Annotated in this window: 5 protein-coding genes and 2 pseudogenes; 5 read left to right on the top strand and 2 right to left on the bottom strand. The window is 65.7% G+C overall.

The genetic code is table 11. The annotated features are described in order from the left end of the window. The first annotated feature begins 295 nt into the window (after window positions 1-295). The 5 genes and pseudogenes from ABZX12_RS04360 to ABZX12_RS04340 form a co-directional block, all read left to right on the top strand. A complete protein-coding gene (locus ABZX12_RS04360; protein WP_355689678.1) occupies window positions 296-4,315 on the top strand; it encodes a LamG-like jellyroll fold domain-containing protein in 4,020 nt (1,339 codons plus the stop codon). A 54-nt stretch (window positions 4,316-4,369) separates the two neighbouring features. Further along, window positions 4,370-10,354: an RHS repeat-associated core domain-containing protein gene (locus ABZX12_RS04355; protein ID WP_355689676.1), complete on the top strand. Its 5,985-nt coding sequence runs from the start codon at window positions 4,370-4,372 to the stop codon at window positions 10,352-10,354. 50 nt (window positions 10,355-10,404) lie between these two features. Then, a complete protein-coding gene (locus ABZX12_RS04350; protein WP_355689674.1) occupies window positions 10,405-11,103 on the top strand; it encodes a DUF6624 domain-containing protein in 699 nt (232 codons plus the stop codon). A 565-nt stretch (window positions 11,104-11,668) separates the two neighbouring features. Then, window positions 11,669-13,001, top strand: a pseudogene (locus ABZX12_RS04345) (IS1380 family transposase). Window positions 13,002-13,078: 77 nt separating this feature from the next. Further along, a pseudogene (locus ABZX12_RS04340) lies at window positions 13,079-13,243 on the top strand (IS1634 family transposase); the annotation flags it as partial. A 601-nt stretch (window positions 13,244-13,844) separates the two neighbouring features. Here ABZX12_RS04340 and ABZX12_RS04335 read toward each other — a convergent pair. Further along, entirely contained in the window at window positions 13,845-14,141 is a 297-nt protein-coding gene (locus tag ABZX12_RS04335) for a hypothetical protein (protein ID WP_355689672.1), read from the bottom strand. Window positions 14,142-15,084: 943 nt separating this feature from the next. Beyond that, window positions 15,085-15,780, bottom strand: coding sequence for a hypothetical protein (locus tag ABZX12_RS04330; RefSeq protein WP_355689671.1), 696 nt, complete (start codon window positions 15,778-15,780; stop codon window positions 15,085-15,087). Window positions 15,781-15,818 lie beyond the last annotated feature (38 nt).

Raw genomic sequence — 15,818 nt, 5'->3', positions numbered from 1 at the left:
GAGCCGGGTCGGCGTGGACGTGCCCGGCCGCCGTGAGCGCCATGAAGGCTGACCGTAGGCGGCCGTCGCCATAGTTGGCCTGACCTGATCGCTCTGGAGGCCCGCCCCGGCCCTACGTTCCCTTGGAGGGGCCGTGTTGGTGCGGCGTATTCTGTCTACACTGGTGGCGACTGCGGTGCTGACCTCGGTGGGCTTGGTCGCCACCGCAAGGCAGGTCGCGGCCGACTCGGACGCGCCGGCCGGGGTTCCCGCATCAGCGGACCTCGTGCCGCCGGTTGGCTCGGAGGAGCGCGCGATGTCCGACGCGAAACGACTCCACCGAAGCGTCGAGGTGACCTCGAAACGGTCCGAGACTACGACGGTGACGGCGAACCCCGATGGCACCTTCACCGCAAAGACCTTCGCCGTGCCAGTCCGGGTCCGGCAGGGATCCGGCTGGGCGGCGGTGAACACTCACCTTGTGGTCCGGGCGGACGGCTCCGTCGGTCCCGTTGCCACGTCACTGCCGCTGACCTTCTCTGGAGGCGGGCGGGACGCGCTGGTGTCGCTGGGCGACAACAGCCAGCGAGTGACACTGCGGTGGCCGCGCGAGCTGGGCAAGCCGGTGCTGAGCGGTGACACCGCCACCTACCGTGAAGTGCTGCCTGGGGTCGATCTGCGGCTTCGTGCCCTGGTCCAGGGCTTCACCCAGGTCCTGGTTGTGAAGTCGCCGCAGGCGGCCGCGAATCCGGCCCTGCGCGAGCTGCGGTTCGGGCTGTCGACGTCCGTCGGGCTGTCCTACCGCATCGACAAATCGGGCAACCCTCAGATCGTGGACAGCACCGGCAAAATGGTCCTCGGCTCGTCCGCGCCGGTCATGTGGGACTCGACGCCACGACCGCCCGCCACCCGGGCCGCGCCGCTGGAGAGGGTCTCCACCAGCCTGGCGACCGGGCCCACGCAGTGGTCGCGACGGGCGGTGGGCACCATCCGGGTGGCCGGCGCCCAGTTGGTATTGAAGCCCGACCTTCGGATGCTCACCGGCAAGACGACCCAGTGGCCGGTGTACATCGATCCCCCGTTGCAGGCGCCGCGTGACGGGTGGACGGAGGTGGCAGTAATCAACGGGCGCCAAATCGATGAGCCGAAATGGAACGGAGCCAACGACGACGCCGGCATTGCCAAGGTCGGCTTCTCGGACTGGAGTTGGCCGACAGTAACCTACCGGTCGTTCTTCCAGTTCGTCACCGAGGGCCTGCGTGGCAAGAACGTCCTGTCGGCCGACTTCAGGGTCTTCGGCATCCATGCGCCGTCCTGCAACGGACGGTGGTTCGATGCCTACGGTACGGACGCGGTCAGCCCCGCGACCAACTGGGGCAACCAGCCGGGTGGCGTCATCTGGCTCGGCAACCAGAACAGCGCTGACGGCGGCGGCAGTGCCTGCCCGGCGGCTTGGCGGGGCTTCGACGCGCGGCCGATCGTGAACTGGTCGCTGGCGAACGGGCGGCAGACGTCAACGATCATGCTGAAGGCCGGCAGCGAGACGGACAACTACGCCTGGAAGAAGTTCGACGCGAACAGCGCCTACCTGGCCACGACGTACAACACCTATCCCAACATCCCGACCGCCATGACGGTGGAGACCAAGACCTGTGTGGAGCAGGAAGGCAACGAGCCTTACGTCAATCCCCACGTGGACAACGACCCGTCCAAGCCGGCCCGAGGGCCGCAGTTGGCCGCCACGATCTCCGACGCCGACGGTGGGCCGGTGCACGGCCAGTTCGAATGGTGGACCCGCGGCGGATCCAACCTTGGGGTGCAGGACACCACTGACAAGGCGTCGGGATCGGTGTTCTCGATCGAGATTCCCGGGGCCGACGCACCGCACGGGGCGAAGCTGTCCTACCGGGTCCGGGGCACCGATGGTGTGGACTTCGGCTCGTGGAGTCCATGGTGTCAGGTCACGATCGACAGGCAGGGCCCGACAACCGGCCCGACAGTCAGCTCGACAACCTATCCGGCCTGTGGGATCGATGACTGTCCCGTCGGCGGCGGTGTCGGCCGGACCGGCACCTTCGAGCTGGTGGCAGGTAGCACCGACACCGATGTGGCCGGCTTCCGGTTCAGCCTGCACGACAACCCTGATACTTACGTTGCCGCTACTGCCGGCCAGGCCCAGATCCAGGTGACCCCGCCGGACGATGGCCCGATGGACCTGTACGTACGCAGCGTCGATCGGGCCGGCAATGTAGGTCCGATCACCCGCTACGAGTTCTTCGTCGGCCTCGGCACGCCGTCCATCGCGCACTGGCGGCTGGAAGGTGTGGACGAGACGACCGCGTACGACGAGTTCGGCCGGCACCACGGCACTCTGGACCGCAACCACACCGGTTGGGCGACGGGCCGGCACGGTTACGCACTCATGCTCAACGGCAGCACTTCGTACGTCAGCACGACCAACGGCCCCGCGGTGCGGACAACCGACTCGTTCACGGTGGCTGCCTGGGTCAAGATTGACAGATATGACGGTGGCACTGACACAGCCATCAGCCAGAGTGGGACCACCACCAGTGGGTTCGCGCTGCAGCACCTATCGAGCGCAAAGCAGTGGACCTTCTGCCTGGCCAACGCGGACAGCGCGACGGCCTCGAGTATCTGCGCATCCGCTGGGACGACACCATCGATCACCGGTCGCTGGACCCATCTGATCGGCGTGTACGACGCGGGCCTGCGTCAAAGCAGGCTGTACGTCGACGGCGCGTTGGCCTCGACGGCCAACGTGACGATGCTGTGGGATGCGGCCGGCACGGTGGAGTTCGGCCGCGCCAAGCGGGCGGGGATCTTTACTGACTATTGGCCGGGATCGATCGACGAGGCGCGCATTTACGACCGCACTCTGTCGGCCGAGGAGATCCACGACCTGGCCGTCTCCCCGGCGTCGGAGGAAGCGTTTTTCCCGCTCGACGACGTGGCTGGTACCACTGTGGTGGCCGAGGTCTCCGGTAATCATCGGGTCGGTGTCGCAAATGGGGTGACCTCGGTGACCGGCAAGGTCGGGCCGCTGGCGCTCCGGTTCAATGGGACGAGCAGCTCGATCCAGACCAGCGGACCGGCGGTGCGGACGGACAGCAGCTTCACAGCCTCTGCCTGGGTAAAGCCCGATGCGCTCGGCCCTGGTGCCAGGACGGTGCTTAGCCAGGACGGTGTGAAGAACAGCGGATTCTACCTGCAGTACCGCGGTGACACCAATCGTTGGACCTTCCTGATGCTTGCCAACGACAACGGCCCGGCCTCTGGGGTGTCGGCGGCCTCACCGACGACACCCACCACGGACGAGTGGGTCCACCTCGGCGCCGTGTACGACGCTGCCGCGAAGCGGTTGCGGATGTACGTGAACGGCGCCCTTAGTGGCGAGACCGCTGCGGCCACCCCTTGGAATGCAGCTGGTCCACTGGTGATCGGCCGCGGGAAGTACAACGGGGTGAACACCGACTTCTGGAGCGGCACGATCGACGACGTCCATGTCTGGGCCGGTGTCCGCACCGCGGACCAGATTCGGGCAGAGTACAGGCGGCCGGTCACCTTTCGTACCAACTCCTACACAGGTCAGATCAGCCGCTACTGGAATCTGAGCGGCCACCATGTGGTGACCACCGCACCGGTCTCGCTGACAGGTGCGCACTACGAGGGGTCGCTGGGCCTCCCGGCACCCTCCGGTGCCACCGGAACCGTGGTGATCAATTCCTGCCGCAACGGCGAGACGGACTATTTCCTGTCCAGCCTGCCGGACTGCGCCGGGGCGACCAAACTCGGCCCGTCCTGGTCGATGTATAGCCAATGGCAGAAGGGCAGGGTCGCAGTGTTTTCCTGCCTGAACTCCGTCGGCGGCAACCACTTCGCATCGGTCAGCCCGTCCTGCGACGGCAAGATCGTCGAGGGCCTACTCGGGTACGCCCGTGACCTGACGTATCTCATTCGCAGTGTCTCGAGAGGCCGCGGCGACCGGATCAGCAGCAACCTCCGGACCGCCAGTGACTACGATCCCGATGTCGGCCTGGGCATGGTGCCGATGATGTCCGGTACCGGCCGGGTCGCGCTGCGGATTTGCCAGGACGGCGATGACGCGTTCAGCTCGACCGACCAGGCCTGCGAGGGTAAGACGTTCGTTCGGATCACTGGGTACGTCTGGACCGCGCCACCGACCGACCTGCCTTCGAGCGCCGAACTCTTCCGTTGCCGGACCGGTCCGGCCGGGGATCGGTTCGACTCGCTTGACCCGGACTGCGAGGGCCAAATCATGGAACGCTCGCTCGGTTTCGTAGCGACTGGCGTCTGAGTTTCGCACAGGGCAAACCTCGAGCACTTTCGTTTCACCTTTGAAGGGACATCTATGCGCACGCAGCGACTCACCGGTCGGGCAGCAACCGTCGCGATCACGGGCGTGTTGTCGATCGCCCTGCTAGTTACCGTCGGCGCAACATCCGTGGCAGCATTGCCACCCGCCGTAGTGGCAGGCGAGCGGGATACGGAGCCGCAGGAGGTTAAGTCCGTGCCCGGCCACGACGCGAGGCTGGTGATGCCGGCGAGCAAGTCCTTTCCGGAACGCGGGCCGGCCAAGGTGGATTGGCCAGCCGCGGAGACGGCCGAGGTGACGATCCCGGCCGGTCAGACGCGATCGGCGATCGGCACCCAGGCCGGCAACCTGCCGGTCTGGCTCGCGGCTGGCGGTGAGCGGCCGGCCGAGAAGGCCATGAACGTGACTGTAGAGCTCCTGAGCCGGGCAGAATCGGAACGCCGGGGCGTTGATGGGGTGGTATTGAAACTTCGGCGCGGCGATGGCCTCACCTCGCCGGTGCCGGTGCGGATGACAGTTGGCTACAACTCATTCCGCGACGCGTACGGCGGTGACTGGTCCTCCCGTCTGCGGCTGCGCCCCGCGGACAAGGCGGACACCCTCCCGGTCACCGCCGTACGCAATGACCTAGCCACCGGTCGGCTGACCGCCGACGTGATGGTCGGTCAGACCGACCGGATGGTGGTGCTCGCCGCGGCGTCCGAAGGCTCGGCCGGTGACTACAAAGCGACCTCATTGTCTCCTGCGGGCAGATGGGCGGGCTCCATCCAAGGCGGTGAGCTGGCCTGGAACCAGGAATTCCGTACGCCTCCGGTGCCGGGCGGGCTCAAGCCGAGCGTCGCTGCCTCCTACTCGTCGTCTGCCATCGACGGCAAGGTTGCCACGACCAACAACCAGCCATCGTGGATTGGTGAAGGGTGGGGGATGTCCACCGGATTCCTCGAGCGCGCCTACAAGCGCTGCGCCGACGACCTCGGCGGCAACAACGGGCAGAACACCGAGATCGGCGATCTGTGCTGGGAGACCGACAACGCGACTCTCTCGCTCGGCGAGCACTCCAGCCAGCTCGTGTTCGAGAATGGCACCTGGCGGCTCAAGAATGACGACGGAACCCGGATCGATCGGCTCGAGGGGGCCGAGAACGGTGGCAAGAACGGTCAGTACTGGAGGGTGACGACGACTGACGGGACGCAGTACTTCTTCGGCCTGAACCGGCTGCCGAACTGGACAGAGGGCAAGCCGACGACGAACTCGGCCTGGAACGTCCCGGTGTTCGGGAATGACCCTGGGGAGCCCTGCTACGAGAGCACGTTCGACGCCTCACAGTGCACCCAGACCTATCGATGGAACCTCGACTACGTCGTCGACCCGCAGCAGAACGCGATGGCCTACTTCTACACCCCCGAAACCAACCGGTACGGCGTCAACCTCGCCGTGCGAGGCGTGTTCTACACGCGCGGCGGCACGCTGGCCCGGATCGAGTACGGATTCCGGCGTGGCGCGGAGTACGCCGCGCCGGCTCCGGCACGAGTGGTATTTGAGTCCGACGACCGATGTAAGGCAGGAACGACGTGCACCATTCACAACGCCGAGTCCTGGCCTGACGTCCCCTGGGACACCGAATGCACCACGGGGACATGCCCAGGCAAGTACTCACCGACGTTCTGGTCGACGAAACGGTTGTCGAAGATCACAACGCAGATCTCGACCGGCGGCGGATACCGTGGCGTGGACCAGTGGACGTTCGCCCACGCGTGGCCCGAGCCAGGCGACGGTACCACCGCGGGGCTTTACCTGACGGGGATTACTCACACTGGCCTGGCCGCGGGGTCGGTAGTTCTGCCGGCCACAACCTTCGAAGGCATCATGATGGCCAACCGGGTGTACATGGCCAATGGTGACAACCTGCCGGCGTTGAACAAGTACAGGATCACCACGATCAAGACCGAGACAGGTGCCGCAATCAACGTCAACTACCTCGCGCCGGATTGTACGCAGCAGTCGCTGCCGGCCTCAGCCGACCAGAACACGAAGCGCTGCTTCCCGGTCCGCTGGAATTTCCCGCCGGCAACCACTCCCATGAACGACTGGTTCCACAAGTATGCCGTTGCCCAGGTAGTCGAGGACGACCTGGTCGGCGGCAACAAGGACATGGTCACGAACTACGAGTACCTCGGCGGCGCGGCCTGGGCCTACGACGACGATCCACTGGTCAAGGCCGAGAACCGCACCTGGTCACAGTGGCGCGGATTCGAGAAGGTTGCCGTTCGCAAGGGAGATCCAACCAACGATGCCAACAAACCGGAGTCGAGGGTGCTCTACCAGCATTTCCGAGGGATGAACGGCGACCGCACCGCCATGGGCGGAACCAAGACCGTGAACATCATCGACTCTGCCGGGACGGTGCTGCCCGATGCCGAGCCGTTGAGTGGATTTCTCCGCGAGCAGATCGCCTACGACGGTACCGATGGCGGGGAACAGACCGGGACGATCAACGATCCCTGGTACCGGCTCACGGCGACGCAGGGCAGCGTCAAGGCTTACCAGGTGGAGACCGGCCGGACGACGGAACGAGTCCGGCTGACTGGTGGCAACTATCGCCGTACGCAGGTGGACACGACGTACGACGCACACGGGAACGCGACCCAGGTGAAGGACTTGGGCGACCTGGCCGACGTCACGGACGACCGTTGCACAACGAGCACCTACGTGAAGAACGAAGACGCCTGGATCATGAATCTGGCCAGCAGGGTCCAGACTGTCGCCGTACCCTGTGGAACGACTCCAAACTACCCCCAAGACGCGATCACCGACACCCGGCTGCACTACGACGACCAGCCATGGGGGAGTGCGCCCGTGCGTGGCTCCGTCACCAAAACCGAGACGGCCAAGGACTACTCTGCAGGGCAGGCCGTCTACCTGGCCACCTCGCAGCGCAGCTACGACGACTACGGCCGGATCACGGCGACGGTCGATGCCAAGGATCGCCGCACCACTACCGAGTACGTTGAGATGAACGGTCTCACCACCACGACGAGGCTCACCAACCCGCTCGGTCACACGACCACCACGACGTTGGACCCGGCCTGGTCGCTGCCGACCTCCACGGAGGACGCCAACGGGCGCACAACGACGATGACGTACGACGGTCTTGGCCGACTCCTGGCGGTCTGGAAGCCGGACCGCAGCAAGGCCGGTGGCGACGGCCCGAACATCCGCCACACCTACTCTGTCAGGCGCGACGGGCCGACCTGGGTCCGGACCGAGCGCCTGCGAGCCAACGGCAACATGGTCGGGAGCTACGTCCTGTACGACGGATTCCTGCGCGAGCGCCAGACCCAGCAGCCGAGCCCTCAGCCCGGTCGCGTCATCGCTGACACCCTGTACGACTCCCGCGGGCTGGTCAACGTTTCGCGAGCGCCGTACTACAACTCGGACGCCGAACCGGACACTCAGCTCTTTCTGCCGGAGCCCGGCCGCGTGCCGAGCACGACCGTTGCCGTGTACGACGGAACAGAGCGTCAGACCGCCGCAATTCAGCTGGGCACCAACGATGTGGAGCGCTGGCGGACCACCACCAGCTACGGCGGGAACTCCGTCACCGTCACGCCGCCCGCGGGCGGGACAAAGACGACGACGATCAGCGATGCCCGCGGCCGCACCACCGAGCTGCGTCAGTACAAGTCGGACACCGCGTATGACCAAACGACCTATACCTACACCAATCGCGACGAGCAGGCGTCGATCCGGGATGCCGCCGGCAACCAGTGGACGTTTGAGTACGACCTGCTGGGACGCAAGGTTCGAACGGTCGATCCCGACCAGGGGGAGACGCGGATGGCGTACGACGAGGTTGGGCAACTGCTGACGACCACCGATGCCAGGGGCAAGGTCGTGGCCGCAAAGTACGACGACCTGGGCCGCCGGACCGAGACCCGGCAGCAGTCCGAAACGGGTCCACTGATCGCCCGCTGGACCTACGACACCTTAGCGAAGGGACAATTCACCTCCTCGACCCGGTTCGTCAACGGCAACGCTTATACGCGCGCCATCACCGGCTACGACAGAGCGGGTCGGCCGACCGGCGAATCGGTGACGATCCCAGCGTCCGAGCCGGGTCTGAACGGCACGTACACCACCTCGACGATCTACTCGGCCGATGGCAGCCCATCGTCGGTGGCCCTGCCCAAGCTGGGCGACGTGCCTGCCGAGACCCTCAACTACGACTACAACGACCTCGGCGCGCTCGACAGCCTCACCGGTGCCACGACCTACGTGGCGTCGATCTCGTACACCGCGCTCGAAGAGCGGTCACAGGTCGAGTTCGGTATGAGTGGGAAGCGGGTCTGGGAGAAACTGTTCTACGAGGAGGGAACACGGCGGCTGGTTCAGCAGCAGGTGGATCGGGAGTACGCCAGCCAGCGTGTCGTCAACGTTCGTCAGTATGCCTACGACCCGGTCGGCAACGTCATGAAAGTGAGCGACCAGGCGACCGGGACGAGCATCGATATGCAGTGTTTCGGGTACGACTATCTCCGGCGGGTCACCCAGGCGTGGACTGCGTCCGGGGAGTGCTCGGTGCAGCCAACGGCGACCACGATCGGCGGCCCGGCGCCCTACTGGCACCAGTACGAGTACGACCTGTCCGGCAACCGCACCAAGCAGGTCTCGAAGGGCGTCGCGGGCTTAGCCGACGTGGTCAGCACCTACACGTACCCAGGCGCCGGGTCGCCGCGATCGCACTCGGTGCAGTCGATTACCACGGGGGCAAACGTCACCGATTTCAGCTACGACGCGGCCGGTAACACCACCGCCATGCCCGGGCCGGTCGCGCAGCAGTCATTGACCTGGACCGACGATGGGCTGCTCGACTCGATCGGCACCACGGCGGGCGCGACGCAGTACGTCTACGACGCAGACGGGACACAGCTGGTGCGTCGTGATCCAGGACGGGCGACCCTGTTTCTCGGTGGCGGGGAGCTGACGGTGGACACGGCCACGGGCGTAAAGAAGGGCACCAGGCACTACGAGGGTATGGCGATCCGATCGGGCGGAAAACTCAGCTGGATCTCGGCGGACCGGCACGGCACCGCGCAGCTCGCAATCGACCAGTCGACTCTGGCCGTCACCATGAGGCGCCAGGACCTGTTCGGCAATCCGCGCAACTCCGCGACCTGGCCCGGCGGCACCGTCGGCTTCGTCGGCGGTCTGACGAACACGGGCACCGGCCTGACCAGGCTGGGCGCCCGCGAATACTCCGCCCAACTGGGCCGCTTCCTCTCGGCCGACCCGATCCTGGATCCGGAGAACCCGCAGCAGCTCAATGCCTACGCCTACGCCGGCAACAGCCCTGCGACGTGGAGCGATCCCTCCGGCTTGATAGCCGACTATGACGACTGCCGCTGCAACTACAACGGCAACAGGGCCAAGATCGATGCGGCGGCCAAGAAGATAAAGGGAGGCCTGAACAACGCGACCTGGCGAGAGGAGAAGAGGAACGTCAAGGAACATTCCAGGGCGGTCCTGGCCAAGCGTCGCGGGGAGCTGAGGGAGGCGGCCGCAAAGGCTGCACTGCAGCGGGCGATCGATAGGGGGCCAGGGTTCTGGGAGACGATGGGCATCGTGGCCGATGTCGGGTTGACGCTCGGGGCCTGCGCGGCAACTGCAGGTGCAGGATGTGTAGTTCGGGGCTTGGTCTTTGTCGCGGCCACCACTATTGCGTCCGAAGTGCCACCCCGCGCGGTCACGCCGGCCGCAGCGTCGCCGAACTACCGGGTCAATTGGCCTGAGGGGCATGGTCCGGTCGACCTGAGCAAGACTTACAGCGAGGTTGGGATGCCGAGAGAAGGAACCTCCTTCACCGGCGAGATGACGACCTGGTACAAGTACCAGGGCCACGTCCATGACCCATGGGAGACCCGAATCTACGACGCCAACGGCAAGATCGTCGAGTCCAACTCCTTGAGGTGGAGATCACGCGCCCTGGGGGTCTTGCGGGTCTTCGGAAGGATTTTTGGATGACAGAGAGAACCTTCTGGCCGCCTCGTCGGACCCGCATCCCGCTGTGCCTGGTGGCGACGGCCGTCGCGGCTGCTGGATCAATCACTGCGTGCTCCGCCGACGGCGTCTCAGGATCGAGTTCCGGCCGCGATACGCCGGCGATGACCTCTCCCTCCTCGACGCGGAGGGTGTTGGCTCCGGCTCCGGTCAAGATCGACAAGCCTCCGCTCGGCGCATCGGTCGGCAGGCCCGAGTTGCGCGCCGAATTGCTCGCGATGCTTGCGCAGGACCAGGCGGTTCGGACCGGCACGCCGCCTCCGGGTGATAAACGCACGCCGGAGGAGCTCGGCGCGGCGTGGGAGGCGACAGATCGAGCTAACGCTCAGCGGATGGCCAAGATTCTTGATGAGCACGGCTGGCCGGGCTGGAATGCCGTCGGGAGCAACGGTGCGCAGGCGGCGTGGGTCTTGATCCAGCACGCGGACCTCGACCTTCCATTGCAGGAGCGTGGTCTCGCACTGATGAAGGACGCGGTGGCGGCTGACGATGCTGACCCGAGCGACCTCGCGTACCTGGTCGATCGGGTTCGGGTGGCCAAGAACGAACCGCAGGTGTACGGCACCCAGTGGGGCAGGAACCCGGCGGGTAAACTCGAGCCGCGAACGCCGATCGAGGACGAGGTGATGGTCGACATTCGTCGGGCCGCAGTCGGACTGGGCACGATCGACGCCTACCTGAAGGAGCTCGCCGCGGCCTTTGGAGAACGGTAACCGCTCGCGAGCCGATTAAGGCGTCGGGTGGTGGATTGGAAGTGTCAGAAAGCCAACGGCGAACCCAGGTTTCCGGGGGAATCGGGCTCAATAGTCTGAGATCTGCATTTGGCTGACCAGTACGCGCCTCGGCGCGTTTGTCAAGCTGGGGAAATAGCGCCTGCTGGCGGATCCGGCGCCGGTGCGAGCCACGGCGTCAACGCCAGCGCCGCGTTGCCGCCTATGATGCGCGCTGCTAATTCAGCAGCCCGGAGGTACGCACGCAGGCCCGCAAGGCGCTCGGGTGGGAGGTTCCAGTCGAGCGCCTTGTGCGCACCCGGTTACTGTGTAGCTGCGATATTCGGGGTGTGCCGCATCTTAGCCTGGATCCACGGATGGACCAGGGTGAGTTGGGTGGGGTGAGCGTGGCTTGACGCGAGAATACCCTTGCGTGGCGGGAGGATTGGACTTGCTGAAGGTTCAATCTGACCGCGCCGAAAGGGCATCTCGGAGATGCAAACTGTCTCACACTCCCCGGGCCGTTCGTGCGGCGTTCGATGATCCGAGTCTGGTGTCGTCAGGCGGGCTGGTGCCGGCGATGGCGCTGGCGGGGTCGGTGGGCCTGTGTGGCCTGGCGGATGAGCGTTTGAGTGTGTGCCGACGGACATGGGCGCGAACGCGGGGTTGAAGGTGTCGTCGCTGGTGGCGGGGATGGTGGCCGACGCGGGCTCGATCGATGACATGGCGTTGTTGCGGCATGGCCGGACGGGGCGGGTGTTCGGCCGCGCGTATGCGCCGTCGACGCTGGGGGTCGCTCCTGCGCAGGTTCACCTTCGGTCACGTGCGTCGGCTCGACGCGGTGGCGTCGCGGTTCCTGACCGGGCTGGCCAGCCAGACGCCGCTGGTCGGCGGGGCCGGTGGTGTCGCCGACGGCGAGTTCGTGCTGGTCGGTGTCGATGACACGATCGTCGAGGTCCACCGCCGTGCCAAGCAGGGCGCGGGGTTCGGGTACTGCGGGGTGCGTGGGCTGAACGCGCTGCTGGCCACGGTCACCACCACCGGGACCGCGCCGGTGATCGTGGCGCAGCGGCTGCGGAAGGGATCGGCCGGGTCGCTGCGCGGCGCCAAACGCCTGGTCGCCGACGCGTTGAAGACCGTGCGCGGACTCTGGCGTGGACTGTCGGGCGGCGCGCTGCTGGTGCGGGCCGACTCGGCGTTCTACGGACGCGGCCTGGTGCTGGCCGCGGTCCGTGCCGGTGCCGATGTCTCGGCCACCGTCCGCCTCGACAAGCGGGTCAAAGCCGCGATCGCCGCCATCAGCGAAGCGGCGTGGACGCCGATCGAGTACACCGACGCGATCTACGACGAGCAGACCGGTCAGTGGATCTCGCGCGCCGAGGTCGCCGAGGTGCCGTTCACCGCGTCCGCGTCCCGCAAGAAGACAGAGCGGGTGCCGGGCCGGCCTCAACACCGGCAAGAACACATCGTCCGGGCAGATGCGCTGTTCGACGTCTGGCGATTCCACGCCTTCTTCACCACCGTCGACACCGACACCATGGACACCGTCACCGTCGACAAGACCCGCCGCGGGCACGCCATGATCGAACAAGTCAACGCCGACCTGAAGAACTCCGCCCTCGCCCACCTGCCGTCCGGGGTGTTCGCCGCGAACGCCCCTGGCTGGTGCTTGCGTGATGGCGTTCAATCTCACCCGCGCCGCCGCCACCCTCGCCGGCGGTGAACTGGCCAAAGCCACCACCGGCACCATCCGACGCAAACTCATCAACGTCGCCACCCGGACCGCCTCATCAGCCCGGCGCATCACCCTCCACCTGCCCACAGGCTGGTGGCCCTGGGTACACGCCTGGACACGGCTGTTCACCCGCCTATGCGGACCGCCCGCCACCGCCAGGCCCTGACCACCACGCCGACACCGGCCCTGATACCCCTCAGTGGAACACTCCCGCAGCAAAGCGGGACACTCCACCACGCCCACCTGCACTCCAGGCCGATCTATCACCACAAACGCGAGTCCATCGAGGCGCACCTGACCATCATGTTCGCAGCGCTCGCGATCACCCGGCTGATCGAGAACCGCACCGGCTGGTCGATCAAGAAGTTCGTCCGCACCGCCCGAGGCTGCCGCACCGTCCAGATCCGCGGCCGGGCAACAGATCCTCACCGCCGCAGACCCCTCCCACGCGACCTACGCAACGCACTCGCGCGCATCAACTGGCCAGGCCTTGCGCACTAACTTGAGCCAAGTCGGGTTGTCAGGCACGGCCGGCCGGTCGGTCGGCCTCAATGATGTCCTGCGCTTCCGCGACCAGGTCGTCGAGGTTTGAGTAGCCATCGACAACCTCGGCGACGTATGCGCGGCGAGCGCTTCGTCGGCTGACGACGGAACTCACAGCTCTCGCTGTCGCCATGAGCGGACTCACCTGCATGGTCGTGTCCTACTGGCAAAGGTGACCGGTCTCGGAAAGTGAAGCTGCGTGCAACGCCATACCGCGCGTATGGTAGGCCCGGGATGGTGAAATCAATCCTTCTGGGTGATGAACGCGAGAAACCGCTTGCCCAGTTCGGTGGTGTGACCGAACAAGTACTCTCCATCCAAGGACACGACCTCCCCACGGGAGCGCGGTGGGCCATCGATGAGGTGGTGACTCACGAGGTCGGTGATCAGGAGATCGCGAATGCTGCAATGGGCGGCATACTCGGGCGCGCTTCCGTCGAGCGGGTATCCCAAAAACCAGACGCGTTCACACCTCGCTGGTCATCGACCTGCTCGGCTGTACCCCAATGATCGTCAGCCGGCGGAGCAGGAGCAGATGACCCGCCGTGAACCCATCGGCCAGCCGCAAAATCGGGCCTCGCTCGTCAGCGTTCGGGCTGTCAGGAGCGACCGCGTTAGCGACCGCGCTCCGCAGGGCATCTCTCTTCTCCTGCGGGTCTGTTGCTTGGGCCGCCCGCGTCGCCTCCACGAGCGCGGCCAGCAGTACCTCGTCATGAGGAAGTGTGTTGTATCTCTCGACGAGCTCGTTGATGACCTCTGTCATCACCCGAATCCAGTAGTCCTCCTGGTTCCTCTATGGGGCGTCCACATAATGCTCGAACCAGGCCTGTGCGATTCCGCCACCAGGAAACTCGCTGATCAGGCCCGCGACGAGCTTGGCGACAAGTGCCCTCTTTGGTTGTTCCGGTGGCTCGGGGAGGTCGTAATTCGAGTCTAAGTCAGGCGCAATTCATCGGATACAGAATCGCGAACCCCAAAAAAGAGAATCCGGAGCATTTCGCGCCTCCCGTGTTGCTGGCGCCAACTTGGTCGTCCGAGACTTGCTCAGCAACCAAACGCCTGGCCAAGGGCCTTCCTGGCACGGGATTGTAATCCAGCCACGCACGAGGCCATCCGTTGCACGATCTATGGATCGAGTGCGCCGCGGTGCCCCGCCCGGGGGCGTACGCCGGTGCGTTGAGGTCGTCGTTGCGGTGGCCAGGTGTGGGGCGAACAGTTTTGTCGACCTGCCCCGTCAGCGCCTCGAGCCCATACGCCGGGCCGTATCGCTGCAAGTCAGCAGCGCAACTCGCGGGCTCGCAGTGGTCAAAGTGTGCCGCTCTGGTCGATCAAGTGGTAGTGCAAGGTCTCTGACCGGATCTCCATCGACCGTCCGCGAGGGTCTGCGGACGCGGAGGACCCTCCGACCACGTCGGAAAGCCGTTCACCTTCAGCCTCCCGCTCGTGCCCCATGCAGCCACCATTGGGCGACCCGGCCAACGGACACCCCAACGGATGCTGCGGCGCGGCCCGGATCTTGCCGGTATTCCTCGCATCGTGCGCCTGATGCCTGCGCCGGCCCGCGCAGCGCCGTCTTTGATCCACTGAACAGCCAAAAGTAGGAGGTAGCCAATCAGGTGTGACGCGGGGACGATGGTGAAGAACAGGTACGCAGCTGCGCCGGCCTGCCCGAAACAGCGAGGGTCCGTGCAGGCCATCAGGCTGGGTCAGGCGGCCAAAGCGATGATCCAATCCGCGTCGCGGACTATATAGCCGTGCGCATTTCGCAGGTAATCGACGATGCCGGGCATGTGCCGGGCTCCATACACGACGGCCACTGTGATCTGCTCGTCCGATCGATCTCGTACGAGGTCACCAAGCAAGCTGAACAGTCCTGTGTCCCGCTGATCGACAAGCACGTTCTGCAGCGTGACCTCGTCGCCCGCGAGCTCTTCCGCGCGGGTCGGCAGATCGGAGACCTCCACACTCGGGCAGAGCAGTCTTCTGCGTCCGCCCACCAGTTGCAGCAGCATGACGTATGGGATGAGCAGCCAAAGCAGCAATCGAAGCCGCCACGGCATGGAGCGCCAACACTTGCCGACCTCCTCGGCGGTGGCGTCTGCGTTCACCACCTGGACATCCAGCTTCTCGTAGTCGACGGTGTCCGCAACCAGGCCGCTGCGTCGGTTCGCGGGGATGATCCGGTAGGTCATGGTCAGAGCCGTGACGATGGCAGACGAGCCACGAACACCCTCCTGGACAACCAGGTCGGCGTCGGACACCAGGCGCTTGACCTCGCCGAAAAACTCCGGATCTGCGATGTGCAACATGGGGATCAGCAGGAACTCCATGGCGGTGTCCCGCCGGCGCACCCGCAGGGCTGCTGAACGAGTGCCGATGATGCTGTGTTCGATGATCTGCATAGTGCCTCCTGACGCGCCTGCGCCGGTCGATTGGTTGC

Source organism: Kribbella sp. NPDC003505 (assembly GCF_040610875.1).
GTDB lineage: Bacteria > Actinomycetota > Actinomycetes > Propionibacteriales > Kribbellaceae > Kribbella.
Note: the sequence above shows the minus strand (reverse complement) of the source record. Positions and strands in the feature narration are given on the sequence as shown.

Bases quoted from the DNA above. Each gene is read 5' to 3' on its own strand.
- ABZX12_RS04330 (WP_355689671.1), bottom strand. From the start codon at position 15,780: ATGCAGATCATCGAACACAGCATCATCGGCACTCGTTCAGCAGCCCTG.
- ABZX12_RS04360 (WP_355689678.1), top strand. From the start codon at position 296: ATGTCCGACGCGAAACGACTCCACCGAAGCGTCGAGGTGACCTCGAAA.
- ABZX12_RS04335 (WP_355689672.1), bottom strand. From the start codon at position 14,141: ATGACAGAGGTCATCAACGAGCTCGTCGAGAGATACAACACACTTCCT.
- ABZX12_RS04355 (WP_355689676.1), top strand. From the start codon at position 4,370: ATGCGCACGCAGCGACTCACCGGTCGGGCAGCAACCGTCGCGATCACG.